Source organism: Halosolutus amylolyticus, from assembly GCF_023566055.1.
Lineage (GTDB): Archaea > Halobacteriota > Halobacteria > Halobacteriales > Natrialbaceae > Halosolutus > Halosolutus amylolyticus.
In genome coordinates, this window is the sequence record NZ_JALIQP010000004.1 from 528,154 (window position 1) to 552,561 (window position 24,408).

A 24,408-nucleotide genomic window follows, 5' to 3' on the forward strand; every position below is an offset into this window, starting at 1 on the left:
ACATCTATAGGCTGACCAGGCCGAGTGCCTCCGAGCTGGTCCCGAGGCGGTTCACGTGAAATGGAGCCGCCGGATAGTCAGATACGAACTATTCGTTGTAGTCGAACTCGACGGCGAGCGGCTCGCCGCTGACGATGCCGCGGTAGACGAAGCGGTACCGCCCGGATTGCAGGTCGGGGCAAACCTCGAGTTTGCCTTCGTGGTCGTGGCCCGCCACGATGCCCGCCTCGGTCATCTCGAACGTCCACTCGAAGCCCTCGCCCGGGCGGTGTTCGATCGCCACGTCGTCGTATCCGATGCGATCGCCGTCCGTCGTCCCGCGGACGTCTTGCCAGCCGTCCATCGTCAGCACCTGCAGGTTCCACTCGTGGCGGTTCCCGGTGTGTTGCACGTCCGTCGAGACGTTCCACATCGTGATCCGCACCTCGTCGCCGCGCCCGACCCGCGGCGACCCCTGCTCGCCACCGGCGAGCGCCTGCGTGGCGTGGACGCGCATCGCGAACGTCAGCTCTTCGTCGTTGTACGCTTCGCCCAGCGCGGCTTCGCCGTCTTGCGGCCCCTGGAGTCGCTGGAAGCTCTTGTCGTCGCAGGTCAGCTCCTTGAGCTTCGGGGGGTCGCCGTCCGGATGGACGTAGCCGGGCAGGTTCGCCGGGTCGGCGTAGCGCCCGTTGGCGGCGACCTCGCTTGACTCGCCCCAGCCGTCGACGACGGTGAACGTGGCGTTGCTGGGCAGGTCGTCGGCAGTCACGCGGACGACCGCCGACGGATACGTCTCGGCGGACCCGCATCCATCGTTCTCGTCGCTGGTGTCGACCGTCTCCGCAGTGCCGACGATTTCGCCGTTTGTGACGGCCACGTCGCTGATGTCGAGTGTGTTGTAGCAGGTGTTCGGCCCAGCGGCCTCTGCGTACACGATCGAGGACTTCTCGAACTCCGTCTCCTCGAGCCACGACAGGAGTCCGTCGACCTCGTCGGGATTCTCGACCATCCAAATGTCATCGTACTCGTCCTCGAGGAGGGTGATGAAACCAGTCACGTCCTCGGCCGTCGCCCACAGCGGTTGGGCGAGCGACGGGTCGAGTTGGAAGACCTCGTACTCCACGTCGCCGCTGTCTTCGTTCCCGCCCCCGTTGTTGTCGGTGTTGTCGTCGGTTCTACTGGTTGCGTCGTCCATGCAGCCGGTAAGACCGACGGCAGCCCCCGTTGCAAGTAGAGTCTTGCGACGAGTTACGTCCATGAGCGTGTCCAAGAAGTGTGAGTATGGATAAGTCTCTTCTCCAAGGTCAATCGCTTCTTTGAGCTATCTTCCTTCAAGGAGAGAATCCCGCCGTTTACGGCGGGCGTGAATCCGACAACTCCTCCACCAACCACCGTCGATGGCCGACCCGGATATTCCACGCTAGTCCACACCATGAGACATTGTCGTGTGCCAGCCATGCAGATCCCACCGCTGACGTCAATCCCGTGGTCGTCGGCGATGCCGGTTTGGGCGAGCGTCTGCTGGACCTTCTCAACGAGAACACACGCGGCCTCGTACCGGCTTGAGTCCCCGGTGTTCCTGCGGAACGACGAGCGTGTATTTCGTCCGTAGCGAACCTCCAGGAGGCGTTCCGTCAGACCGTGGCCGGCTACATTGCGATCAGCGAGACTCCGGCAACTGCCAGTGCGGCGGCGACGAGCCGGATGCGGAAGTGCCGTTCGCCGAGGAGGACGCCGCCGAGGACGACGGCGACGATCGCCTGCGTATTGATAATCGGCGAGGCGATACTCGCCGGCAACGCCGCGAACGCGAGCGTCGTCGCGTGTTCGCCGAACGCGACCAGCGCCCCGCCGGCCGCGAGTTTCGAAAAGTCGGCGCGAACCGCCGTCGGTGGATTCCGGACGGCGCTGGGAAGAAGGACGATCGCGACGCCAACCAGCAGGATCGGGACCCAGAGCGTGCCCGGGATGGCGAGTTCTTGCAGTGAGACGCGCTTCCCGAGGTCGCTCACCGCGTAACACATCGCACTCAGCAACGCGAGTTGCGCGGGTCGTGACCGCGCGGCCTTGACGAACGGACGGAACAATCCGCCGGGGTCGTAGTTCGCGACGTACACCGCGCCCGTCGCGACGACGACGCCGAAGACTTGCAACAGAGTGAGAAACTGGCCGAGAAACAGGATTTCGAGCGGCAGAACGAACAGCGGGACGAGTTTGTTGATCGGCGTCACGTATGAGACGTCGCCCTCGGCGATCGCCCGGAGGAACAGCACGAACGCGAGGGCGGTCGTGAGTATCGTCACTGCGACGACGGCCAGGTCGACGAGGTCGAAGCTCTCGAGCACCACGTCCGAAAACTCCGTCCGTGTGAGGGCGATCGGCAGGTACCACGCGATCGCGAACGTGTTGAGAAGGACCGTCAGCGCCGCCGGCGGATACCCCGAAAACGACCGTTTCAAAACGTAGATGTAGAACCCCCAGACGAAGGCTGCAGCAATCGCAAATCCGATCCCGGAATCCATTACGTGGCTGGAGGGAGATGTCGTTTATCAGTCGTTCGATCGATTGCTCGCGGTTTCCCGCTCTGGAACACGATCCTCCGGGTTCCAACCGAGTTCGGGGTGCGTCTCGAGTTGCTGGCGACCGATCTCGTCGATCGTCATCGGACCGACTGAAACGCATAGAGCAGGCTGCGGAGGCGACGTTTCGCCGGCACTGATCTCGAGAAGGGTTTCAGTCGAGCGATCAGCGACGTATCGCTCGTCCTCTGGGCCACGTGTCCAGCTGCCATCATCGCTAGCGAGGAATCTTCTACGTCTGAAACGGACTGACGGTAGACCAGAGAAAACGGTTGATCCAGTCGATAACTAGAACTGAACGTCCGTGATGCATGCAGCCTCTGAGTCGGTCACGTCGTTTCTGGCAAGAATCGGGTAATTCATAGAGTGTGTCCTGAATCAGGGCGCGAATGTGGCACGGGTTGAAGGTCGATCTATGAAGGTGAGTGATCTGTCAGTATCGTGTATCCGGAACTGATCGCAGTTTCTGGACACGTTTCAGTCCGAAGAGAGAACCGGAGAACGCAGGTCACTACCGAAGTCATTACCGATGGGTGGCGTGACTATTTGGATATGGCGATCTCCAGAACCGTCTTCAAATATTATCTCTACAAAGCGACGGAAGCGGTCGAGTTTTATCGGCCGATCATGTACCTCTATTTTCTCTCGCAGGGATTATCTTTCACGCAAATCGTCATCATCGAGGCGCTTTACAACCTTACGACAGTCCTCGGCGAGATGCCGACCGGGTACGTCGGTGACCGAATTGGGCGCCGAAACAGCCTTCTTATCGGGTCAGCACTCATTACGGCGACGTTAGTTGGCATCGCGTTCGCGTCTTCGTTTCTCGCGTTCGCCCTCCTCTTTATTTGTTGGTCGCTTGGCTATAACTTCCGCTCGGGAACGGAGGATGCGTGGGTTTATGAAACGCTCACGGACGTGTCTGCAAGTGACGAGTTCACCCGTGTTCGTGGACGTGGGCAATCGATTGCCTTGACGGCCGGTGTCGGTGCGTCCCTCGTCGGTGGCTACCTCGGCGATCTCGACCTCGCATACCCGTTTCTCGCAGCTGCGCTGTTCACTGGGCTGGGCCTGCTCGTGATCGTGACGCTGGACGAACCGGCAACGTACGAGGAAAGCGGCTCGAGCGAGATGGGCATCCGAGAGGCGTGGGGTGTCGTCAAACAGGCCGTCGGTCAGCGTCGCATTCGATCGTTCATCGTCTACTACTTCGTGCTGTTCTCGGCCGTTACCTATCTCGTGTTTATTTTCCTCCAGCCGATATTCGAGTCGGTCGTGACCGATCTGAACATGAGTCTCACTTTCTCACTCCCGGTTCCCGGTCAAGGAGACCCCTACACACTCGCTCTCTCGACCGAGAACGTCGAAACGCTTCTGGGGGTGTATTATGCAGCGATCAATCTCGTCTCGGCGGCAATCAGCTACCGTATCAGTCTTATCGAAGAGTGGGTTGGATTGCGACGGTGGTTTATCGCAATTCCGCTCCTCGTCGGTGGGCTTCTGACAGTAATGGTGTTCGTGCCTCCGATAGCGCTCGTCGCGTTGTTCGTCGGATGGGCGTGTGTTGAGCCGACGCGAGTGCTTGCGGGACAGTACGTGAACGACCGCATCGAAACGCTCGGTCGTGCAACTGTCTTGAGCGCGATGGCGATGGTGAGTGCGGTAACCGTCATCCCGTTTCAGCTCGGAAGCGGCGTGATTTCGGATATCGTCTCACCGGTAATCGCACTTTCGGCAGCAGGTGTAATACTGGTCGTCGGTTCGGTTGTGATCTTACTCTGGGAGTCACCAATCGAACAGTCATCAATCAGTTCGAATCCGAAAACTGGAACGTAGGTGGCACATTGTTCGCGGTTACTACGCAGGTCTACCGAACGGGGCATTGTAGAGCCAGCCAAGCACGACTGCTGTGGCGACCACAGCAACGGCGTACGGGACCATGGGAACCCCGGCCTGGGTGCTCCCTGGCACGTTCCCCAACCGGCACCAATACCGATTCCAATCCCGATACCTGCACTGATTGCCTTTGAACGAGATGTGGAGTTAGTCGTGCTCATATCTGTATACCTACTCTCGAAAATATCAATGCTCGGGTGTGTCACCGTCCTATATGATGTCTGACTCATGCTTAGTACACAGAGTCCCAGACCCGTCCTCTCCAAATTATTTAACCGACGCAATTCGAAGACGGAACTACAACAAATTCAGGACTTGAAATTGATTCCTGAAGAACCCGATTCGACGGAGTTTGACGCCCTTATCTCGCTGGAAGTACAGATGGATAGTAGTTGATGGAATATGGTAGTGGACCAGAACGTTCAAATCGATCAAGGAGTAGTTGACGCGGTTAACGCACTCGGAAATTCCAAACGGCTAGAAATATTACTCGCATTAGATAAGGTGGAACAAGAACACCAGAAACCGTGGCATACGATGTCCTTTACGGAACTGTACGATGCGATTGACGTGGATAGCACGTCTCAATTTTCGTATCACCTCGATCAACTCGTCGGACAATTTGTCAGCGAAACTGCTGACGGATACCGACTCACATACAGTGGGAACAAAATCGTTCGTACGATCGTCTCCGGTGTGTACGAAAGCACTTCAACGTTTGAAGACAGCGAGGTCTCCGGTGCCTGTTTGTTCTGTGGAGAGGCGTCACTTCTAGCCACACTCGACGCCGAACAATTCCGTATTCGCTGCACCTCGTGTGACGCGACCCTCGTAACCGATTTCTTTCCTAAGAGTCAAACGCGTGGCCGGACGACTGCGGAGATCATCGAAAGTGTTGGCTACCGTATCTGGAGTATGTACATTCAACTGCGAGGAGACGTTTGTCCGGAGTGTTTTGGCCGCGTCGATACGACTGTTGACGTGTACGAGCACAATGGGAAATCACACCATCTCCATATTAGCTCGTGTCGTGAATGTCAACATATAGTAAGCATCCCAATTGAAGTGACAGTTGCGTTTCACCCAGCAGTCCTCCACCGGTTTTGGGAGCACGGCATTTCGCTACTGGACGTTCCACTGTGGGAATTTTTCGAGTACATCGTATCCGATGTAATCGTAACGGATATCGTCTCCGATGATCCGTTTGCAGCTACGTTCGAAATCACGCCGAACGATGAGACGATTTATCTCAAAATGGACGATACAGGAACAGTTTCAATTGGACTGTGAGGGGATGATTCGTCTACTCCTTGCCTGTTACCCTCAGTATCACTCCGGAAGCGATACCGGTTCGAACTCTTGCAGTCCGAAGTACGTCAGTACGACAGCCCCCAGTCCGGTCAGGAGAAGCCCACCCGCGACCAGGTCCCCGAGGATCGGAATCACTCCGATCAGCTGTAAGAGCACCATGACAACAACGACTCCGAGACCAGTCGCCAGCCCAACTCGTGGGGTGTTCAACTGTTGACCAGCGAGATATCCCAGTGCGATGATTCCGTAAGCAATTATCAACAAGCCGATTAGAAGACCGAGTATGCTCACAGGGAGGAGGATCAGGGTGAACGCCATGAAGACGAACACGGAGAGGAACGTTACGGAGAGGAGTGCTCCCACGGTGAGGCTGATCAGTGGATGATCTTGCGCGGCTGCCCCGACATTATCGAGCAGTAGTTCATGTTTTCGGGAGAGCAACGCTCCCACAAGCGCTAGTATCAACGTCGTCAGCACGATCGGCGTATACGCGGCGATCGGGCCGGGTTCGGAGGATTCAAACGCGACAGTGGTCCGCTCCATAATGGTTGCTTCGGTGGACAGTTCCTCGCTCCCGCCAATGTGCTGGAGTTCTCCATCGATCGTTGCACCGTCCTCGACGACGAGTGATCCGGAGAGTTGCGTCACGTCACCTTCGACTGTTCCATGGACCCGGAACTCGCCACCGATAACGTAGACTGGACCGGACACCGCTTCGTCGGCCGGCACCGTGACCGTCGCATCCCCGACGATCAACGCGCCTCGGTGCTCGGTTATCTCGTGGTCTCCTTCAATAACGAACTCGGTGGTCTCGACGTCTGCTCCACCCGCCGAGATCATGAGTAGCACGATTATCAAGAGCGGGATGAGTTCCAGATTCATGGCGTCGTCCCCCCACGAGCCAATTCAACCATCCGATGCACGTATAGCAACACCGGCAGCGTGACGACGAACAGCAGTGCCAGCGCGTTCACGTACGTCAGATGGTTCAGCAGTGAGAGTCCGACCCCCTCGGAGTACAGCGCTAGCGAGGTACTCAAGAAGGTCGCCAGCCACCCCGCTATCCCGACACCGAGGGCCGTGTGCGTGCCGATGGTCTCGGGTGTGGAGAGATCCGGCCAGAGTGCAAAGTTGAGTGTCGTGTAGAAACTGACCGCGAGCACGTAGAACATCGGTAGTACCAGTGGTGGGGTATCACCCGCTCCAAACTGGATATGGAAGACATACAGGAGGTGCGTGAACGCGAACAGGCCGAATACCCAGAGGAACAGCCAATTCCGATCGAAATTCGTGTAGATGACGCCAGCGGCGAGCGCCCCAATGACGTGCAAGCCAGCGATAAACAACCGGACGCTCAGGTCGGGGGATTGCCAGGACGTGTAGATGTACAGCGGCGTTTCGATGATCCGGAGAAAGCCCAGGCTATCGATGAAGAAGACGCCGAACATCAGCAGAACCGGTCCCAAGAACGCGAAACTGACCGTTCGAACCGGTACCGGTCGGCAGAATCGGCCAGTTCCGAACGTGTCGCGTTCGTATTGACTGGCGAGGCTATCGACGAATCGGAACCGCTTGACTGAGAGAACGGCGAGAACGAGGACAGCTGGAACCATCATTGCACTCATGACGAGACTAAACTCGTCGATTCGCCACTCGATCGGATACAGGGCTGCGACGAAGAACGACAATCCTGCCACGACGGCAGCGACGTATCCGCGGTCCCTCACGGGAATGAAATCGAGCATGAAACTGAAGGACACTGGAATTCCGACGCCGAGCGCCATCGAACAGACGATCACCCAGAGCACGAACAGTTCGATTGTACTCACGTATGGGGCAGCGACCGTCAGAAGCAGTTGGACGAAAATGACCAGAAAGAGCAACCGGAACTTCACGTACAGGTCAGTGCTCCATCCACGCCGATCCATCAGGACGCCGCTGACGACGGCTGCAACGAGGGTGAGCAGCGCAAGTATGGCCATCACTATCGACACGTCCCCTGGGGGCATACCGATCTTCTGCGTTCCGAGATCGGTCAGTCCCAGTTGGACAAACGTGAGGTTGTAATAGTATCCGGCCGTGAGCGCAGACACGTAGATCAGATATCCAGTGATGGGGATCCACTGGCGCTCACGGACGAACTCGAAGAGTTTCATAGAGTGCTGTAATCCTCAATCTGGCATAAATATTGTCTCCTAGTCTACATATTGGCAACAATGTAACTCAAATATGTTTGAGGTCTTCTTGTGTATCCGTCACGGAGCAGTAGAATCCACCATCTCCACTGTACGCCGATGAATAATTTTTCGATACTAGAACAACCACTGGTTCACGGTGCGATCGTTGCTTTCTCTGTGGTAGTCTTCGTGACGGCTATCGTTGGACTATCAGGAGCGTCACGAGCGCGAGTACGGTCCAGCCGATAGTGAACGCATTCAGCCCCTCGATGGTCCGAGTGGTTCCATCGACACCCCGTCCAGTGTCAGTGGACGAGGACGGAGTCATTGTTCGGTATCGAATTCAGACGAGGCGAAGAGAGTCAGCGTCATCGCTCACGTCCACGACAGGATAGAAATTCGTCGTACTGTATGTCCGTGACCCGCCCCTGCCACGCGTGCATGTCGCCGTCCGGAAGATGCCAGACGACCTCCCCCTCCGTCGGCACACGTACGCCGTTCCGCGTCTCGTAGTTCCGCCAGTAGCCGGACCAGGTCGTCAGTTCGTACCCGTCGTCTACGCGTCGATACCGATCGGCGTGGACCCTGGTCACCTCGTCGTCCTCGTTAAACGAGAACGTGAGGGAAGCGGACACGTGTCCGTCTTCGACGGTCGCTTTTGCCGTACTGTCGTCGATCGACTCCCACTCGACGCCCGCTGCGGGAAGGAACGCGGTCGGATACCAGACCGCCTCGGCGAGATAGCGCATCAGTTCTGCTTCTTCTAACTCCGGACTCGAATTGGCTCTGTCGAGCGGGATGACGCCGAACAGGGACACGCTCGCAGTGCCTTCACGGTCACAGAACAGGTCACGGACGCGCACCGAGAGAAGCGGGGCGAGTCCGATCGACGCGTCCCAATAGAACCCCGGCGGATCTACGGTGACGTGCTGTGTCGCGGTGAACGGCCTCCACGATGACGACGCATCACCCAGACGCAGTTCCCCCTTCTGTTCGAGCCGGACCAGGTCAACGTATGGTTGTCCCTGAGGGAGTGCGCTGGTCAGGTACTCACGGACGGGATCGGGTACTCCTTCTACGTCGTCTTCCGTGAACACCGCCTCGTTTCCACTGTTCGCAGACTGACGAAGTTCGTCCACACGCCGAGCCGTCTCATGCTGGCGCCAGACGGTGCCGGCGAGACCGAGGATGAAGAGAGCGACGGTGGCGCTGATCATTCGTTTGAGAATACGTACGTGTCGCATGGGTACAGGACCGCGGCCCACGGCTTAAGAGTATTCCACTGACAGCGTCGGATCGCCGAGGGCTCGTCTACGACGTTCCTGCCCGAACTGGGTCGGACTCGGGATCGATCGCCACCAGAAACCGACCCATCAGCACCAGACTGACGGCCGTCAGCGTTCCGAAGATGAGAATCTGGGGCAGCGGCACGACCTGGCCATCGAGGATCATGAAAACGATCATTGCGAGGACGGCGCCGCCGAGCGTAGCGATCTTCACGAGCAAGACGGCAGTGAACGCGTAGCCCCAGGCCCGACGGTTCCGGAGCCAGGAGGCCGTCAGGGCAAACCCGGGGACGATGATGCCAAGATCCAGCGAATAGATGACTGCCGTGGGGAGTCCCGCCTCGGCGATGGCCGGCGGTGTCGTCCCGGCGAGGGTCGCCGGTAGAATCTCCGAGAGCCATAGCAACGAGACTAATACGGCCAGCGATAGCTGGAAGGCGACGTAGGGGCGGACGGACGTCCCACTCAGGTCCCGTTTCAGCGTCGCCGCGTCGAGCCGGACCATCCCGCCGACGAACGTGAACAGCGTCAGCCAGAGCAACGCTACATACACGAGATACAGTTCGTTGAACGCGGTCATGAAGGCATACGAGGAATAGGTATACAACAGGTAGCCAGTCACGCCGAGCCATACGTCGTAGCCCCGTAGCGACCCACGGTCTGCGTAGTACAGCGAAACAGCGAGGGCTGGAACGCCAACCACGAGCGTTAACAGGTCTTGCCCGTAGATCTGGGGAAGCAACACTGGGTGATCGCGGTAGAAGTTCGGGGCGAACAGTCCGACGAGGGTGGCAACTGTCGTCAGCAGTAGCGTCGTAAGCGATGACCGACAACCTCGAACCACTCGCACCAGCAGAGGCTATCTTTAGACAGCGAGAGAATCCCGGCGTTTACGCCGGGCGTGAATCGCGTCACTCGACTGCACAATCAACCGGTGACGACAGGCTGGATATTCCACGATTATCCGCACTATTAAGTAGGTTTGTCTACATAGACTATGTATGGCGATTGAGGTCACTCGCACCTACGTTGGTTCCATCCAGAACCACCAACAGGTCTGTGCGAATGTACCTCGACAAGCGACGGCATGAACTCGCAGACGCGACGATCCAGTCGCACCGGTATCGTCTCAAGCAGTTCGTCCCGTGGTGTGAACAGGACGGTATCGACAATCTCAACGAATTTAACCGGCAGGATATCCACCGATTCCGCGTCAAACGGAGAAATGAAGACGAACTCGCAACTGCCAGCATGAAGGGACAGCTAGCAACCCTGAGAATATTCCTTCGCTTCTGTGCGACGGTGACTGCAGTAGTGCCAGGGCTCGACGAGAAAATAATCTTCCCGACGGCGAGCGAAGACGATGCTCGACCCGCTAACGAACCCCGTCACGTCGGGGACGCTCGCCGACCTCGCACGAGCTACACGCCCTGGAAGAACCGGCCGTGGAAGCCGAAGGGTTCCGGGTGTGGGAGAACTGCCCGCGCCTGGACAGCCAGCGTCGCTGCATCAAATATCATGAGCGACGTCCGCTCACGTTGGGTGTCCAGCGCCGTCGCGAGCACGACTCCCGCATCCTCGGCGTCGGCATCGGGATGCTGGACGGGAACTGGTTCCTCGATGTAGACCGACCGCTCCCACCACTCCCTGGCGGTGCACGTCTCACAGTCCACTTTGACCAGTCCGTTCGCCCCTGCGCGATCGGTCGCTTGGCCGTACGCGTAGCGGTGGTGTCGCCCGACGACCGAACGAGCGACGCGTGGCATCTCCATCGCGCCATCGTAGAGGCGCGTTCGGCTGACCCTGTTCGCGTCGGGATCGATACGGTACCGCATCAGGTGAGCGTCGGGCACGGCAGGAAAGCCGTCGCCGTCGAGTTCGGACAGCGCCATCGTGTCGACGATGTCGTCGTCGGGGAACTCCACGAGGTCGAGGACGATCGTTCCGCCGTCGACGTAGGCGTTGACGTGATGGAAGGTGAAGGCCGGATCGAGCGTCGGGTCGGCCACTAGGTCACCGGTATCGCGGTCGACCACGAGCACGCGCGTGTCGCGCTCCGGTTGCCAGTCGAGCATGTCGATCGCACCCTCGGTAAACGGATTCAGTGCCCGGAGTACCGAGAGGACGAGTGGCGACTCCACGATGATGACGTGGTCGGCGGTGACGCTGCAGTCGTGGATGTACGCCGGCCCGTTCGCGTCGAGGGAGGCGATGACCTCCCGCGTACGACTCCCCCGTGGGAGACGATAGAGATGATACTGTGGCGTCCGGCCGAACTGCGTGGTGAAGCCGACCAGTTCGTCTCGGTGGGGGTCGTCGACGAGATGCGCAGCCGTGATGTGTTCGGGTAGGTCGTCGTGGAATCGAAAGTGCCCGCGTGTCTCGAGCGTCTCGGGATCGAAGGCGACCCGGCGCGGGGCCTCCGTGAGCGCGACGTACTCGCCGTCGATGCGGGCGACGTGGACGTTTGCGTTGTCCGTCGGCTCGGGGACCCCCCGCGAAGTTACCGTTTCGAGGAGACGACGCCAGCCACGCGTGTCAGTGCCGAACTGGCCGGTCAGCCGCCCGTCCATCGCTTCCTCGTAGGCATCGGTGCGGAGAAACCGGTTCGAGTAGCGGAGTCGGCCGTCGGTGAACGCGTAGCGCCGGAGCATTGCTAGCCCGTCGAACCAGTGGTTGACACGGCGATCGCCTGCTTCGAAACGGGCGGGTCCGTTGCGAACCAGCGTCCCGGAGAGCCAGTCGGGGATGGTGCCCTCGACTGTCGGGTGATGGTCGTGGACTTCGGTGGTCAACGAGTGAAAGCCGGCGCCGGATGCTGTCACGGCCGTGTATTCGGGTGAGAGAGCTATTAATCCATCGTGCGCGTCGACCCGGGCGGTCTGTACGCTGTAGATGCGTCACCATCCTCGCACTCGTCCCGACGGTCCAGCGACGCGATCATCGACCAGCATCTCGGCCAGCGAACCTGCAACACTGGCGGTGATTCACTTCCATCTCGTGCAGCGCTCCGAGGGGTGCAAACCATCGAACAGACTCCTCACTCAGTCGGTGGTGCACCAGACAGGAACCGCTACATCGTGATTCGGTTCTTCTCAGGTTCGGAGGATACTCCACCGTCCGATTATTGAACGGATACGATTCTCCCACGATTGGCCGCAATAGAGGCCGGCAACCCTATTATTCGTCCGCCGATACCGGTTCGCCGTCCTCCATCTGCCATTCGAGTTCAACTTCGAACTCGGCTTCGTCGTCAGTAACCTCGTACTCGACTTCCAGTTCGAAGTGCTCCGGTACCGCCACCGTGAAGCCGTCCTCTCCTTCGATGTTGATCGTCCCGTTCTCGACGCCGTCGGCGACTTCACGGAGGATCCCCGCACCGTCTGCCCGACTCATCACTCGCTTACCTTCACGTTCCGTCTCATCAGCTTCCGATTCCGCTTCGTTCTCGGATTCTTGTTCGTCGTTTGCCATACCGGACCTACAACGACTCCAAATAAAATAACTCGGCCTTCATATCCGCCCAGTTCGATCGGCGGTAGTCACCACTTCTATCGAGGCATCTAGTGGGCAGACGTCTCCGGGTGTTATCAACAATTATTCTATCTCAGCGAGATCCAATCGAAACGATGCGACGTCGCACGCGTCTCGGGCTAGCCGGTAGCACCGGGATCGGTGGCGTCCTCGGGGCCACGGGTAGGATCGCGGACCAGCCCTCCGCTCCACAGCCACATACGCCGAGGAGCCGGTACCCCGGGCGCGGGAATGGAACCGACCCGTTGTGGCCACCGATACGACGACAGCAGGAAGCGAGACGTACGGTACCGTCCGACAGTTCGTCAAGGGGGAACTCGAGCCGATCACGTTGGCGGCGAGTATCGGTCGAACCGTCGCACACTCAGGCGGTACGAGAGGGCTGCGACGACGACCGCTCCGAATACGAGTAGCCCACTGGCCGTGAGCTGGAACGCGTCGACGCCGATGGACTGCACCCAGGTCCCGATGTCCTGGAACCACGTCCCAACGTCTAAGAGGGTGCCCCCATCTCTTCCGGCAGCCAGCTGGAAGAGGACTGACGGGAGAAAGCCCACGACACCAGCGACGAGCGCACGGGCGAGGTGAGCGTCGACGAGGAGTACGACCAGCAGCATCCCCGGGACCGTCACCCCGAGGAAGTGGAGGGTCGTCGTCAGCAATCGTGGCGGAATCACGTCACGGCTCTGTCCGATGCTGATCGCGCTGAACCGGGGAAACCACATCCCAACGGCGGGGGCGGTGGTGACGGCTACGAGCGTGACGAGGACACTGACCGCGACGAGCCCGGCGACGACTGGGAGTTCGAACGGCCCGGCCAGCGCGGCACCCACCGTCACGAGGACGACGAGTGGGACCCCGAACAGAAGGCCCGGGAGCATCAGCCCACAGACGTACGCCGAGCCGGAGATGGCGATGAGCGTCGTCGAGAGGACAGGCCCCTCGTCTCCGAATGGGTTCATGGCGAACGTGGCGCCGGCAACCCAGGGGAGCAAGACGGCAGCGGCTGGGGCGAGGACGACCCATATCGAACCGAACTGTGCGCTCGAACTGATCAGTCCGCTCCCGGCCATCACCACGGGGAGCAGCAGGAAGTTGAGTCGGCGCGGGTCTCGGCGGGTTCGCAGGACGCTCCACTGGGCCACGCGACGAACCGGCTGGGGAACGCTGCGTGGAATCGCGACCGGGGTGATGGCGTCGGCAAGTGCCGTCCGCGTCCCATCGGTATCGGGCTCGGAACGCTCGGGGGACGCTGTCATTCCCTCTTCGCCGCTGACGGGGTCAGTGAACCAGAGGCGGCTCGCCTCCCGCTCGACGAGGGCAATGCCGACGAGGACGACGACGAGGCTCCCACTCACGATGACGCCAGCCCGGATCGTCGACCCACGGACGGGACTCCCGAGGACGGCGAGGTCCACGAACCACCCGACGGGGAGCACCGCGAGTTCCTCCTGGCCGACGCCGCCGAACTGAGGGAGTGTCACCAGGAGGTAGCCCCCCATGGCGAGGAGGGCGGCGACGCCCCCGAGGATGGTCTTGTAGCGGGCGACGAACGGGGAGGTGGCGATCAACAGCGCGATGGCGTAGCCCAGCGCCATTCCCACGAGGACGGCGGTGAGACCCAGGAGCACCGCTGCGAGCGGAATTAGGACGGCACTCAGTGGCGAGGCAAAGAGGTAGACCGCCCCGCCCGTCAGGACCAGCACCGGCAAGCCAAGATACGCGAGCACGCGGAGCGTTTCTGCGACCAACAGCCCCCCAACGACCGTCCGGGCGGAGACGGTCGTGAGCATGAGCGGTTCGGCATCGATGCGGGGGCGAGCGGAGACGACGCGCTGGGTGGCGATGAACACGCCGAACAGCCAGAAGAGGGCGACCGTCCCGCGGGCGACCGGGGGCAGTGAGACTGGGCCGGCCCCGCTGATTGCATCGGAGAAAAGGTAGAGGAAGCCGACGAGCATGAGACACGGGAACACTAGTCCGGCGGCCATCAGGAACGCGCGGGCCTTGTCCTGCCAGATGGCTCTGACCGAGCGCCGGAACTCGAAGACGCCGACCTGGATGGCGTGTCGTGGCCAGCCGGGTTCAGCCATCCCTCGCCTCCACGGACGCCTCCGCTACCGGGTCGGTGCTCGTGAGTTCGAGGAACGCGTCTTCGAGGGTCCGCGTCTCGCCGGTCTCGGCACGCTGGGTCAGTTGATCGGGCGTGTCCTCGGCGACGAGTTGCCCCTCGTAGAGGATGCCGACGGTATCGGCGATCTCCTCGACCACCGGGAGGATGTGGGTCGAGAGGAAGACCGTCGTCCCCTCGTCGGTGAGTTCGCGGATGAGTTCGCGGATGGTTCGAGCCGCGCGCGGGTCGAGGCCCGAGGTGGGTTCGTCGAGGAAGGCGACGTCGGGACTGTGGAGGATGGCCTGGACGTAGGCGACCTTCTGTCGCATCCCCTTCGAGTAGTCGGCGATGCGGGTCGTGGCGTCCTCGGGCGGCAGGCCAAGCTGGTCGAGGAGGCCGTCGATGCGGTCCTGGGTGTCCTGCTGGGGGAGATCCCGGAGTCCGGCGACGTACTCGAGTTGTTCGTACGCCGTGGCCTGCTCGTAGAGTGGTGGTTCCTCGGGAAGGTAGCCGATGTGGGAGCGGAGGGCGTCCCGGTCGGTGACGGAGACTCCGGCGACGGTCGCACTGCCGCTGGTCGGCGTCGTCAGGCCGGTGAGCATCCGCATCGTCGTGGTCTTGCCGGAACCGTTGGGGCCAAGAAAGCCGTAGACGGTCCCGTCGGGAACGGCCAGGTCGAGTCGGTCGACGGCGGTCGTCTCGCCGTAGCGTTTGGTCAGGGCAGTGGTTTCGATGGCTTCCATGGAGGGCGTTGGGAGCGCTATCGGCCCACGGCCTGAAATAAGTCACTCTCTCGGAACGTTAATCTGAGTGGAACATGAAGTGTGCACGAACCCGCAAGTTGCCTCCGTGGGTCGGTAGCCGAACCCCAACGGAGGAATCCTCGCGCTTCAGCGCGGGGAGAATGTCAATACCCAGGACATCGAACTTCACGGAAAACACATCTACCTAGATAGCCGAGGCTACTCAACCATGCTGGCATCATATAAATAAGACCCAGAACACAATATGAAGTTTAAGTGCGTAGCACACGGTATGCTTTGCTATGGAAAGCAAGTCGAATACTGTGTCAGGAGGTGGATCGAAGATTGTCCTCGATGTCCCCGCCCAGGACACGAATCTATTCAAGAGTCAGGCCGTTCACGAGGTCCTCTCGTTTTTATCTCGATACCATACTGACGAGTTCTCGATCACGGAACTGACCGACGCGGTAGACTACTCCCAGCCCAGCATCTCAAAGGCCGTCGACATCCTGGTCGCCAACGATCTCGTCACCGACCATCGGGAAGGGAACGCTCGACTGGTACAGATCAACCGGGAACGGTTGCACCATCCCGACGATCCGTTTCTACAGATCCCGCAAGCAGAATTCCACACCCCCGTCCGCACCGCCATCGACGAATTAGTAGAACGGCTTGACGACATAGTCGGTATCGTGTTGTACGGCAGTGTCGCGCGTGGAGACGCTGATCGGCGGAGTGACATCGACCTGTGGGTTCTCGTCGAGGAGGACCGGATGGTGAATCAACGAACTGCGAACCGCGTCCGGCAAGACCTCGAAGACCGTGAGTTCGACACCGGTCGGTACGCATACGAGATCGACGTCGAATCGCTTCCAGCCGTCCCGAACTACACTGACGAACTCCAAGACATACTCAGCGATGGCCTCGTCGTCCACGACACAGAGAACTTCGAAACCGTCCGGAAGATGGTGTTCCACGGTGATCTCGATGAGTAGGGAATCCGATCCAGAGGTCATCACGGACGCGCTCACCGCGGCCATCGACGCGTTCAACGAGGAAGGATACGGCGTCCCTACGCGAGAGGAGGCGATTGACGCAGACGCTGACTGGAAAACCCAGCTGACGAAGGCGTGCCGATTGCTGGCTGCAGTCGATACGATCGCCGAGCAAGGATTCTACACCGCCACTATCGAATTGTGTTTCGGCGCGACCGAACGATCGGTTGAAGCCTTCGCGTTAGCCGAAGGCGGCGACGAGATCGATGATTTCCACGACCACACCACTTGCTACGATCGTGCCACCGACCTCGGACTTCTCTCCGCCGCAACGACACGCGAACTCCGGCAACTGTACGCCATCAACCGCACCGACAGTTACTACGGCGGACGACGCCCGACAGAGCGCCAAGCAAACACGATGCAACAACTCGCTCGAAGTATCCACGAACACGTCACAAATCAAATCAGGGAAGGTGGCGTCTGCGTCTGCAATTCACGAAACTAACGGCTTTCCACTAACAGGCAGATTCCTCACTCACAACCCAACCACTTGTTCGAAGCAATTTACTCTACAGCAATAACATCCTCGTGAGCTCACGCAGCACACGACAAGAGTGGTGTGCGGGACGAGCCAAAATTCCCGGCTCTGTTGAAATCATCAGCAGTTGATATAAACAGCGTGCTGAATACACAGCGCTGGCCGTGTTTAGACGCCGCTCAGTTGGCGTCTCGACCGGGATTATGTGGGGTTGAGCGAGGAAGCGGCGAGTATGCCGTCTCAACTCGCCCAGTTCACCGACCGATGCGTCGATTTGTCCCAGAACGCTGTCATCGGTAAGCCAGCGCCGGCGATCAAGAAGGGTGACGGCGGCTACGCTGACTGGGTGATCGTCTCGATCCACTGCCTCCGAGAGTACCTGAACCAGCCCTACCGCCGGTTGCTCGATATTCTGCATGAGATGCCCGGAATCGCCGCTAAACTCGGACTTTCTGTGGATCAGCTACCGGATTTCACCACCGTCTGCACGCGGAAACAAGATCTCAAAATGCGGATCTGGCGGGTGTTACTGCGGTTGTCTGTCTCACTGCACGAACTCGGCGACGTTCAGGCGATCGACGCAACTGGGTTCAAACGCCATCAAGCCAGCCGTCACTACGTTCTTCGTGTCGGCTACAATTTTGACGATATCAAGACGACAGCGCTCGTTGATTGCGATACCAGCGTCATCCTCGATATCCATTGCTCGATGAAACAACCGCACGACACTCAGGTCGGACGGCAGGTACTGACGAGAAATCTCACCCGATTGACCACGATCACCGCCGACAAAAGTTACGACTGGGACGCGCTGCGGCACGAACTCAGAGACGCTGGCATTCGCCCGGTGATCAAACATCGAGAGTTCTACGCACTCGACAAAGCGCATAACGCTCGCCACGACGAGAACGTCTATCACCGCCGCTCGATCGTCGAAGCGATCTTCTTCGCTCTAAAACATCGATTCGGCGAGACGTTACGGGCCAGAACGTGGTTTGGCCAGTTCAGAGAGCTCGTCCTAAAGGCTGCCGTCAGAAACATCGAGCAAGCCGTGAAGCTCTGATACCACTGATCTCACGCGTCTAAACAAGCCCAACAGCGCATATTCAGCAAAGCTATCTCAAAATTGCTTAATCCGAGTTTGCCAAGGCCCCATCTGGACCCATTCGTGCAGGGTGAGTCTTCCCAGTCCAAGGGAATAGGGTGGAGCCGATAGTAAAACCAATTTCTGTAAGCAATCGAGGTACGTTGGTCGTCCCGGTTCACGTTGCTCGGTAAGTGTGCCTGATACCGTCATCCACCGAGCCACCAGCCGTAGAGCTTCTCCTGCTCCTCGGCGTCGGGGTGTTTCTTCGATTGGCCGTACGTTTTCCCCTTTAGGAGTTGTCGTTCGACTGTATTCGCGGCGAGACGGAGTGCATGGGTAGCGCCGTAACCCTCGCCGTCGGCGGTGAAGTAGCCTCGATCAGTGACCAGCCTGATTCGTGCCAGCACGAGCGGCACGCCCCGGGTCTGTTCCTTGTGCTCTTGCAGTTCGATGCTGGCCTTGATCACCTGCATATCGCCGTACTTCGAGGTCATGCTCTCGATCAACGCGGAGACGCCGTCGTAGTCCATGCCATCGAGCAGGTCGAGACCAAACACTTGCACAGGCTGGCGCCCGTCGTCTTGCTCCCAAGTGAGTGCCTTGATGACATCCGTCTTCGTGACGATACCGCTGGGCTCGTCTGTCTCGCTGTCAGTAACGACGAGCGAGGAGATTTCCTGCTCGAACATCGTCTCGACCACCTCGTCGAGCGTTGCGTCTCGCCCGATGGTCACGACCGCATCGGACATCAGGTTCCGGACCGGCAGATCAAGCATCCGATCAGACTCCCCCTCGCGCGCGCCGAAGCCCCCGTGGCTCCCACCGGCGGCTTTCCCACCGCCGCCGACGTTGCCGGATGACCCCCCCTGGCTTCGACTCCCCCCTCGCGTCGTGAACTCGATGACATCGTAGAGACTTAGCATCCCCACTACTTCGTCATCCTCGACGACCGGGAGATGGGCGATGCCCGATTCCCGCAGAGTGTTGAGCGCTTCTCCGATACCGATCTCGGGGGTCACGCTGATCAACTCGGCCGAGTGCGCTTCGTCGACGGTCGCCGCGTCGAGGAACGGACGGACGGCCGCGAGGACGGCATCTGCGGTTACGACGCCATAGACGCGTTCGTCGTCGAGGACGGGAAGTGTCTTGGCGTCGCTCCCGATCATGAGCCGGGCGACCTCGCGGACGTCTTCGGTTCGTTCGACGGCCGGGACGTGTTGCACCTGCGAGCCGACCTTCGCGGAGGGCTGATTGGACGACGATGCCAGCTGTCGACGGCTGACGACGCCGCGATACTCGTCGCCGTCCGTGACGACGACGGCGTCGAGCTCCTGGTTCTCAAACGCACCTGCGACCTTCGAGAGCGGTGTCCCAATGTCGAATTCGGTGAACGACGTGGAAACGATCTCGGTGATGTCCATGTTGACTCTCTCTCAGTAGAGGATCGCCGTACGGTTATGACTGTCCCACGACCGAGAGGCGAGGAGCCGTGAGCTCGAACTCAATTCCCGTGGGCTGATTCGATCACGGAACAGGAGTTGGTAGAAATCGACTGCGAGATAGAGAGGCTGAGGGCACAGTACGAAAGGGTGGGATCGAAATTTTCCCTTGTAACTCGGCAGTAGGGCGTTTGACGCTCCAATTCTAATATGAAACGAATATTTTTACTGCGCCGGCCCTGTTGAAACCCTCAGTAGATGATATATTTCGGAGGTCGTGCTGAAAACAGGGCGCAAATGCAACACACTTCTAACCAGCGAGAGATCGTGAATGATCAGTACAGGAGGTATACTTCTCTCTAACAGTACAGTCGAATTGTCATACCATTCAGTGGTCATCCACTGATCGCGTTACCCGCACAAATTCTGCTGCTTTGCTCGATACTCGGCCCCGAACTGCAGTTGATCGTTACGCGAGAGCTTGATGTCGTGTTCCGCCAGTAGCTCAACCATCTGCTCAGTATCGTACTCGTACCATAGTGCGAGAAGCCACACGTTCTTCTGCACGTACTCATAATTACGGCGCAGAACCCGTGGATCAAGTGGATCAACCTCGATGGAACACATCGAAACTAAGTTTGATGTCTGGAATCATAAAACAAGAGTATAACTCTGCTATTACGACTTACCCATGCTTCAGGTGGAAATAACCGAGCAGTTCGCACTAGTTGGGGGATGATGTTATGACCGTTGAGAACCTGCTTAGTTTAACATAATGAGTGCAATGAAGTGGGCACACTTCGAAAAAAGGAGGATCGGCGTTCGTGGATGAACCCGCTCTCAGTCTTCGGATCGTAGGGGCTGTTGCAGATGTAATGGGTATTGACCCAGTTGACTGTCCCCCACTCTTCGAAGCTATCAATCCGGATGCTTTGGACACCCTATTCGAAGGGAAGAAGTCTCGCGGATCTCTCGTCTTCGAATACGCTGGATACATCGTCACTGTAGACAACGGGTGAACATCACTCTAATCGAACCGGACGAGCCGTAACGAATTCCTCATGACGTTTTTCGTCCAAGCGCTCGAAACCAGCACTCACGGTTAGTACGGACGCTCCACAGCACAGCTGATTCACTATATTGAGAGCGGAAAAACCTTGATCGCCGTGCTGCACTAATGCTCTGCATCTCGCACGTCAGTTCTGACAGCAGTTCGGTAGTTCGTTGCGTCTCTGCTGAATAGATAGCGCGAATGTCGCACGAAGGCTAACTCGACTTACGGGAGTGGTGATCGCTCAGTGCAGGCGAAGGATGTAATGCGTCAGATTGTGATCTAACCGACCTCTGATAGAAATTGCATGCAGAGCATGGGTTCAGCGTTTGGCTTCGATTGTTTCAAGCCATTTTGATCGGTCTTTGAACGCTCTGGTGATTCATTAAATATATGAATTAATTATAATTAAGAAATCATCAGAATCGATAGTCTGGTCCGGGAGACATTCGAAAATCCATGCGTTGTTGTAAAGGAGGAAACACGACCCCTCAATTCCCGCCCGTCCTGAATCGCAGCGACTCGCTGAATGGAGCCACTCCTCCTCACTTGGTGAATAACATCACCACGTTGGGCGAGTGAAATGAGTTTGAAACTGGAGTTACTCAATCACACCTCTCACTCGTGGATGTCGTACGGTTCGACCAGCGTCAGGATCTTCTGTTCCAGTTCACCGCCAATAAACTGGATGTAACCCGTTTCAGTCTCATAGTCGATTATCCGAGCCTCCTCCAATTTTGGAAGATGGGTATGGTGAAGTGCGATCCGGATGCGCTGTCGGTGTTCGTCTGACTCTCGTTTTGCGTCTTCATCCCGAACCCGGTCTGCAACGCGATCTACGAGCACATCGTATTCCAGTGTCTTCTCGGATGCGTTGTCCAATGCGTCAAGGATGGCGCGCCGATGTTCGTTCGCTACTGCCGACAGAATCGTATCGGGGGAGATTGGTTTCTCACGCCCCGAAGAACCGGAACCCGCATCAATTGACTGGATATTACGTGTCCCCAGCTTTCGACTCTCATCCATACTCACCTAGCGTCGGCCCAACTGTCTGGTTCTGTCCCATGGTGTATAATGGAACAGTCAGTCCACTTCCGTCGCTGACTCGGGCGCAAGAAGCGCGTACCTCCCGAACTCACCGATGGCACGACGCAGTCGCTCCGTCACTGCCTGATCGGAAATCCCGAGTTCGCTAGCTAACTCCGCGGTCGTACAGCCGCGTGGAATGTCGTAGTATCCCAATCGGACGGCAAGCGTCAGCGCTTCTCGTTGGGGCTCACTCAAGCCGTACCACGGACCAGACTCGGGGTCCGTCGGATTGTATATACGAATTAGCTCCAGGGAGATGTGCGCGTCCTCACAACAGTCCTGACACTGACTCAATGCCTCGCGGTCAGAGAACCGTATCTCGAAATTCCACCCTTCCGGTGATCCAGTAGCACCCAGTATTTGCCCGTCGTGTTCCAAGATGCACTGAAAAAGGTGGTCCTGGCTCGCATCCCAGTCGAGCCTGATCAGCGTCCGGTCGTCGAAGACGTCCACCTCCGTGACGCTGTTGACAGTTGGATAGCGTTCGACGGTATCAAGAAAGCCGTTTTCGACCGGTTCGTAGACCCAAAAGAGCGGCACGGTCACGTTCCCGCTCGGGACGAGCGTTTCGAGTTCGATGGCCGACGCATCCTCTATACTGAGAATTTGCCCGAGTTCAAAATCATCGGATGGGATGCGAATCTCCGTTATCACACTCATGCTAACTTGTAAGACTAGATTGGTCGGTCGTACAAAAGGAGATGACATGGTGTACCATGGCTGTCCGGGTACCAACGGACTTCCCGCTCGCAGAACATACTATCTCAGCCATCAACGGTGCGTTGGCTCGTCTCGAAGCCATGGCACACCACCCATGCCGGTTATTCGTCTGCCGGACGAAAGCTTCCACATGGCGACTGTAATGGAGTTTACGAGTCCGGTAGCGGAGTTTCCACTGGGGAGTGTGTTCGAGAATTTGCCGGGTGTGACCGTCGAACTGGAGCGACTTATCCCACACGAGACGCTGATTATCCCGTATTTCTGGGTGCGCGATACGGAAACGGAGGACATCGAAGCTGCGTTCGAACAACACGCTGGCGTGAGCAACATCCGACTGGTCGATAGCGTCGAAGACGAGTATCTCATGCGTGCCGAGTGGGAGCAAGAGTACTTCGGTATCTTGAGTGCGCTTGCCGAGGCCAACGTCGTCGTGCTCTCCGGAATCGGTACGAAAGACGAGTGGCGATTCGAGGTGCGCGCCGAGAGTCAGGAGGCAATCGCCGAGTTTCGAGAGTACTGCCAGGAAAACGACATTCCGATAGCGATCACCGCCGTCCACGCAATGCTTCCGATCCAGGGGGAAGGCTACGAGTTGACCGAGACCCAACGTGAGGCGCTGATATTGGCCTACGAGCGGGGCTACTTCGACACCCCACGCGAGGCGTCGCTCGAAGAGATCGCTGACGAGCTCGACATCACCCAGCAATCACTATCGTCACGCCTTCGACGCGGGCATCGACGCCTCATTGGAGCGACACTCAGTAGTTCGGTATGATCGTTCGGATAGGCTCTTTGTATTAAACCCCCTGTATAATCAGTACCCCTATTGAACCGACTCAGACGGCTAGAATCGGGCAAGATGGACACAAAGGTATCTGGGGTTGGAGTCGAAGCGGTCGAGTACTCTCAGGAATCTGGGACTGTTCGCACGCAGTTTGATCAGGAAAAGACACCCGCGAGCATAGCTGTTATCGCAACGCTGGCGGATGTACTGGACACTGACCCGGTAGAACTGGACCCGCTCCAGTCCACTGTCAACCCCGACGAATTAGATGCGCTCGTCCGCGTTCGCAACGGGACGAACGGGGATACCCACGCTGCATTCACGCACGAGGGGCACGCAATAACCGTACACAGCTACGGTGTGATCACCATCACACCAGAACACGAACTTACAGCGGAGAAACACGAAAGGGGTGCGGGGAGATGACGTCTGAAGAGACAGCGCTTACGTCGACGGGGGAATTGAACGCGGAGCTGAAAGCCCTCCTTCGCAGGGCCTACGAGAGTGGAATCGATGTGGAAGGCGGATTCGAATGTCGAAATGGGGTCGAACATCCCGACTGGGACGTGATCGTCACGGAAGTCGAAAAGAACGAGCATTCGGAGTGACCGACGACGAGGGTTACCGGTCGTCTCAAATAACAGGTCCGTGAGAGAGAAACGCTGCAACGATGATCGCATCGAACGTGTGCTCTCAGCGCAACAGTGGAGAGTATTACGTGCGCTACTGGACGAGAGCGTGATGGCTGCAGATCCGATTCTTCGAAAGGGAGAGACTCTTGACGCCGGGGAGTACCTCACGATCTGTTACGAACTCCATCACGTTCTACTCCCCGAATTAGCGGATATGAGACTTGTCGAGTTCGACAGGTTCGAAGACGAGGTACGGCGAGGACTGAGATTCGACGAGGTGCATCGATTTCTCGAACAGATTGCTGACGATCATGACAAGTAACCCGGCACTGTCTAGATGAGAGTTTGAGGAATGAGCAGGTGGTGGCGAGAAGTGTCCAATGCAACTCGCCAACCTGCTCAGAGAGACCTTAGACGTGGATTGTGATGAGGTTTGGGAGAACGAGCGCACC

General features: G+C 58.4%; 24 protein-coding genes and 2 pseudogenes. 12 read left to right on the top strand and 14 right to left on the bottom strand.

The features are described 5' to 3' along the window. Window positions 1–88 precede the first annotated feature (88 nt). On the bottom strand, window positions 89–1,174 hold the full coding sequence (locus tag MUN73_RS17860; protein WP_250141864.1) for a hypothetical protein: 1,086 nt from the start codon (window positions 1,172–1,174) through the stop codon (window positions 89–91). A 454-nt stretch (window positions 1,175–1,628) separates the two neighbouring features. Next, a complete protein-coding gene (locus MUN73_RS17865; protein WP_250141865.1) occupies window positions 1,629–2,501 on the bottom strand; it encodes a DMT family transporter in 873 nt (290 codons plus the stop codon). Between the two features lie 609 nt (window positions 2,502–3,110). On the opposite strand from MUN73_RS17865, the gene MUN73_RS17870 reads away from it, so the two are divergent. Further along, window positions 3,111–4,394: an MFS transporter gene (locus tag MUN73_RS17870; protein WP_250141866.1), complete on the top strand. Its 1,284-nt coding sequence runs from the start codon at window positions 3,111–3,113 to the stop codon at window positions 4,392–4,394. 462 nt (window positions 4,395–4,856) lie between these two features. Continuing rightward, window positions 4,857–5,744, top strand: a complete 888-nt coding sequence (locus MUN73_RS17875; protein WP_250141867.1) for a DUF7351 domain-containing protein — start codon at window positions 4,857–4,859, stop codon at window positions 5,742–5,744. A 39-nt stretch (window positions 5,745–5,783) separates the two neighbouring features. On the opposite strand, the gene MUN73_RS17880 is transcribed toward MUN73_RS17875, so the two are convergent. The 4 genes from MUN73_RS17880 to MUN73_RS17895 form a co-directional block, all read right to left on the bottom strand. Further along, window positions 5,784–6,647, bottom strand: a complete 864-nt coding sequence (locus MUN73_RS17880; protein WP_250141868.1) for a bactofilin family protein — start codon at window positions 6,645–6,647, stop codon at window positions 5,784–5,786. Continuing rightward, on the bottom strand, window positions 6,644–7,921 hold the full coding sequence (locus MUN73_RS17885; protein WP_250141869.1) for an MFS transporter: 1,278 nt from the start codon (window positions 7,919–7,921) through the stop codon (window positions 6,644–6,646). Before MUN73_RS17885 ends, MUN73_RS17880 begins: the two co-directional genes overlap by 4 nt. A gap of 389 nt (window positions 7,922–8,310) precedes the next feature. Beyond that, entirely contained in the window at window positions 8,311–9,186 is an 876-nt protein-coding gene (locus tag MUN73_RS17890; RefSeq protein WP_250141870.1) for a DUF6544 family protein, read from the bottom strand. A gap of 67 nt (window positions 9,187–9,253) precedes the next feature. Beyond that, a complete protein-coding gene (locus MUN73_RS17895; RefSeq protein ID WP_250141892.1) occupies window positions 9,254–10,084 on the bottom strand; it encodes a hypothetical protein in 831 nt (276 codons plus the stop codon). Window positions 10,085–10,293: 209 nt separating this feature from the next. Between MUN73_RS17895 and MUN73_RS22810 the strand changes: the two are divergent. Then, window positions 10,294–10,599, top strand: a pseudogene (locus tag MUN73_RS22810) (site-specific integrase); the annotation flags it as partial. 50 nt (window positions 10,600–10,649) lie between these two features. Here the strand turns inward: MUN73_RS22810 and MUN73_RS17905 are convergent. The 4 genes from MUN73_RS17905 to MUN73_RS17920 form a co-directional block, all read right to left on the bottom strand. Continuing rightward, window positions 10,650–12,053 carry a carotenoid oxygenase family protein gene (locus MUN73_RS17905; protein ID WP_250141871.1) on the bottom strand — a complete coding sequence of 468 codons (1,404 nt, stop codon included), beginning with the start codon at window positions 12,051–12,053 and terminating at the stop codon, window positions 10,650–10,652. 355 nt (window positions 12,054–12,408) lie between these two features. After that, the gene (locus MUN73_RS17910) at window positions 12,409–12,702 is read right to left on the bottom strand and encodes an amphi-Trp domain-containing protein (RefSeq protein ID WP_250141872.1); all 294 of its coding nucleotides are present in this window, start codon (window positions 12,700–12,702) and stop codon (window positions 12,409–12,411) included. 386 nt (window positions 12,703–13,088) lie between these two features. After that, entirely contained in the window at window positions 13,089–14,855 is a 1,767-nt protein-coding gene (locus tag MUN73_RS17915; protein WP_250141873.1) for a hypothetical protein, read from the bottom strand. After that, a complete protein-coding gene (locus tag MUN73_RS17920) occupies window positions 14,848–15,618 on the bottom strand; it encodes an ABC transporter ATP-binding protein (RefSeq protein ID WP_250141874.1) in 771 nt (256 codons plus the stop codon). Before MUN73_RS17920 ends, MUN73_RS17915 begins: the two co-directional genes overlap by 8 nt. 302 nt (window positions 15,619–15,920) lie before the next feature. On the opposite strand from MUN73_RS17920, the gene MUN73_RS17925 reads away from it, so the two are divergent. From MUN73_RS17925 to MUN73_RS17935, 3 genes are all read left to right on the top strand, one after another. Then, the gene (locus MUN73_RS17925; protein WP_250141875.1) at window positions 15,921–16,613 is read left to right on the top strand and encodes a nucleotidyltransferase domain-containing protein; all 693 of its coding nucleotides are present in this window, start codon (window positions 15,921–15,923) and stop codon (window positions 16,611–16,613) included. Next, on the top strand, window positions 16,606–17,121 hold the full coding sequence (locus MUN73_RS17930) for a DUF8154 family protein (RefSeq protein WP_250141893.1): 516 nt from the start codon (window positions 16,606–16,608) through the stop codon (window positions 17,119–17,121). Before MUN73_RS17925 ends, MUN73_RS17930 begins: the two co-directional genes overlap by 8 nt. Window positions 17,122–17,386: 265 nt before the next feature. Further along, entirely contained in the window at window positions 17,387–18,217 is an 831-nt protein-coding gene (locus tag MUN73_RS17935) for an IS5 family transposase (RefSeq protein WP_250141876.1), read from the top strand. Between the two features lie 230 nt (window positions 18,218–18,447). Here MUN73_RS17935 and MUN73_RS17940 read toward each other — a convergent pair whose 3' ends face one another. Together MUN73_RS17940 and MUN73_RS17945 are read right to left on the bottom strand one after the other, a co-directional pair. Continuing rightward, a complete protein-coding gene (locus MUN73_RS17940) occupies window positions 18,448–19,662 on the bottom strand; it encodes a CBS domain-containing protein (RefSeq protein ID WP_250141877.1) in 1,215 nt (404 codons plus the stop codon). A gap of 429 nt (window positions 19,663–20,091) precedes the next feature. Then, window positions 20,092–20,307: a hypothetical protein gene (locus tag MUN73_RS17945; RefSeq protein ID WP_250141878.1), complete on the bottom strand. Its 216-nt coding sequence runs from the start codon at window positions 20,305–20,307 to the stop codon at window positions 20,092–20,094. Window positions 20,308–20,504: 197 nt separating this feature from the next. Between MUN73_RS17945 and MUN73_RS17950 the strand changes: the two genes are divergently transcribed. Then, on the top strand, window positions 20,505–20,699 hold the full coding sequence (locus MUN73_RS17950) for a HalOD1 output domain-containing protein (protein ID WP_250141879.1): 195 nt from the start codon (window positions 20,505–20,507) through the stop codon (window positions 20,697–20,699). 650 nt (window positions 20,700–21,349) lie between these two features. Here MUN73_RS17950 and MUN73_RS17955 read toward each other — a convergent pair. Together MUN73_RS17955 and MUN73_RS17960 are read right to left on the bottom strand one after the other, a co-directional pair. Next, window positions 21,350–21,757, bottom strand: coding sequence for a DUF7344 domain-containing protein (locus MUN73_RS17955; protein ID WP_250141880.1), 408 nt, complete (start codon window positions 21,755–21,757; stop codon window positions 21,350–21,352). A 57-nt stretch (window positions 21,758–21,814) separates the two neighbouring features. Further along, a complete protein-coding gene (locus MUN73_RS17960; RefSeq protein WP_250141881.1) occupies window positions 21,815–22,480 on the bottom strand; it encodes a helix-turn-helix domain-containing protein in 666 nt (221 codons plus the stop codon). Between the two features lie 190 nt (window positions 22,481–22,670). On the opposite strand from MUN73_RS17960, the gene MUN73_RS17965 reads away from it, so the two are divergent. The 5 genes and pseudogenes from MUN73_RS17965 to MUN73_RS17985 all read left to right on the top strand — a co-directional run. After that, window positions 22,671–23,315, top strand: a complete 645-nt coding sequence (locus tag MUN73_RS17965) for a helix-turn-helix domain-containing protein (protein WP_250141894.1) — start codon at window positions 22,671–22,673, stop codon at window positions 23,313–23,315. 84 nt (window positions 23,316–23,399) lie between these two features. Next, window positions 23,400–23,750 carry a HalOD1 output domain-containing protein gene (locus MUN73_RS17970; RefSeq protein ID WP_250141882.1) on the top strand — a complete coding sequence of 117 codons (351 nt, stop codon included), beginning with the start codon at window positions 23,400–23,402 and terminating at the stop codon, window positions 23,748–23,750. Next, complete coding sequence (locus MUN73_RS17975) at window positions 23,747–23,932, top strand: hypothetical protein (protein WP_250141883.1); 186 nt, start codon at window positions 23,747–23,749, stop codon at window positions 23,930–23,932. Before MUN73_RS17970 ends, MUN73_RS17975 begins: the two co-directional genes overlap by 4 nt. A 133-nt stretch (window positions 23,933–24,065) precedes the next feature. Next, entirely contained in the window at window positions 24,066–24,278 is a 213-nt protein-coding gene (locus tag MUN73_RS17980) for a hypothetical protein (RefSeq protein ID WP_250141884.1), read from the top strand. A 58-nt stretch (window positions 24,279–24,336) separates the two neighbouring features. Continuing rightward, window positions 24,337–24,408 (top strand): annotated as a pseudogene (locus tag MUN73_RS17985) (IS6 family transposase); the annotation flags it as partial.

Excerpts from the sequence above, each read along its gene's own strand:
- MUN73_RS17860 (WP_250141864.1), bottom strand. The coding sequence starts at position 1,174 with ATGGACGACGCAACCAGTAGAACCGACGACAACACCGACAACAACGGG.
- MUN73_RS17970 (WP_250141882.1), top strand. The coding sequence starts at position 23,400 with ATGGACACAAAGGTATCTGGGGTTGGAGTCGAAGCGGTCGAGTACTCT.
- MUN73_RS17980 (WP_250141884.1), top strand. The coding sequence starts at position 24,066 with ATGGCTGCAGATCCGATTCTTCGAAAGGGAGAGACTCTTGACGCCGGG.
- MUN73_RS17915 (WP_250141873.1), bottom strand. The coding sequence starts at position 14,855 with ATGGCTGAACCCGGCTGGCCACGACACGCCATCCAGGTCGGCGTCTTC.
- MUN73_RS17930 (WP_250141893.1), top strand. The coding sequence starts at position 16,606 with ATGAGTAGGGAATCCGATCCAGAGGTCATCACGGACGCGCTCACCGCG.
- MUN73_RS17975 (WP_250141883.1), top strand. The coding sequence starts at position 23,747 with ATGACGTCTGAAGAGACAGCGCTTACGTCGACGGGGGAATTGAACGCG.
- MUN73_RS17880 (WP_250141868.1), bottom strand. The coding sequence starts at position 6,647 with ATGAATCTGGAACTCATCCCGCTCTTGATAATCGTGCTACTCATGATC.
- MUN73_RS17925 (WP_250141875.1), top strand. The coding sequence starts at position 15,921 with ATGGAAAGCAAGTCGAATACTGTGTCAGGAGGTGGATCGAAGATTGTC.
- MUN73_RS17945 (WP_250141878.1), bottom strand. The coding sequence starts at position 20,307 with ATGTGTTCCATCGAGGTTGATCCACTTGATCCACGGGTTCTGCGCCGT.
- MUN73_RS17955 (WP_250141880.1), bottom strand. The coding sequence starts at position 21,757 with ATGGATGAGAGTCGAAAGCTGGGGACACGTAATATCCAGTCAATTGAT.
- MUN73_RS17920 (WP_250141874.1), bottom strand. The coding sequence starts at position 15,618 with ATGGAAGCCATCGAAACCACTGCCCTGACCAAACGCTACGGCGAGACG.
- MUN73_RS17890 (WP_250141870.1), bottom strand. The coding sequence starts at position 9,186 with ATGCGACACGTACGTATTCTCAAACGAATGATCAGCGCCACCGTCGCT.
- MUN73_RS17865 (WP_250141865.1), bottom strand. The coding sequence starts at position 2,501 with ATGGATTCCGGGATCGGATTTGCGATTGCTGCAGCCTTCGTCTGGGGG.
- MUN73_RS17870 (WP_250141866.1), top strand. The coding sequence starts at position 3,111 with ATGGCGATCTCCAGAACCGTCTTCAAATATTATCTCTACAAAGCGACG.
- MUN73_RS17875 (WP_250141867.1), top strand. The coding sequence starts at position 4,857 with ATGGTAGTGGACCAGAACGTTCAAATCGATCAAGGAGTAGTTGACGCG.
- MUN73_RS17935 (WP_250141876.1), top strand. The coding sequence starts at position 17,387 with ATGCCGTCTCAACTCGCCCAGTTCACCGACCGATGCGTCGATTTGTCC.
- MUN73_RS17960 (WP_250141881.1), bottom strand. The coding sequence starts at position 22,480 with ATGAGTGTGATAACGGAGATTCGCATCCCATCCGATGATTTTGAACTC.
- MUN73_RS17910 (WP_250141872.1), bottom strand. The coding sequence starts at position 12,702 with ATGGCAAACGACGAACAAGAATCCGAGAACGAAGCGGAATCGGAAGCT.
- MUN73_RS17885 (WP_250141869.1), bottom strand. The coding sequence starts at position 7,921 with ATGAAACTCTTCGAGTTCGTCCGTGAGCGCCAGTGGATCCCCATCACT.
- MUN73_RS17965 (WP_250141894.1), top strand. The coding sequence starts at position 22,671 with ATGGCGACTGTAATGGAGTTTACGAGTCCGGTAGCGGAGTTTCCACTG.
- MUN73_RS17940 (WP_250141877.1), bottom strand. The coding sequence starts at position 19,662 with ATGGACATCACCGAGATCGTTTCCACGTCGTTCACCGAATTCGACATT.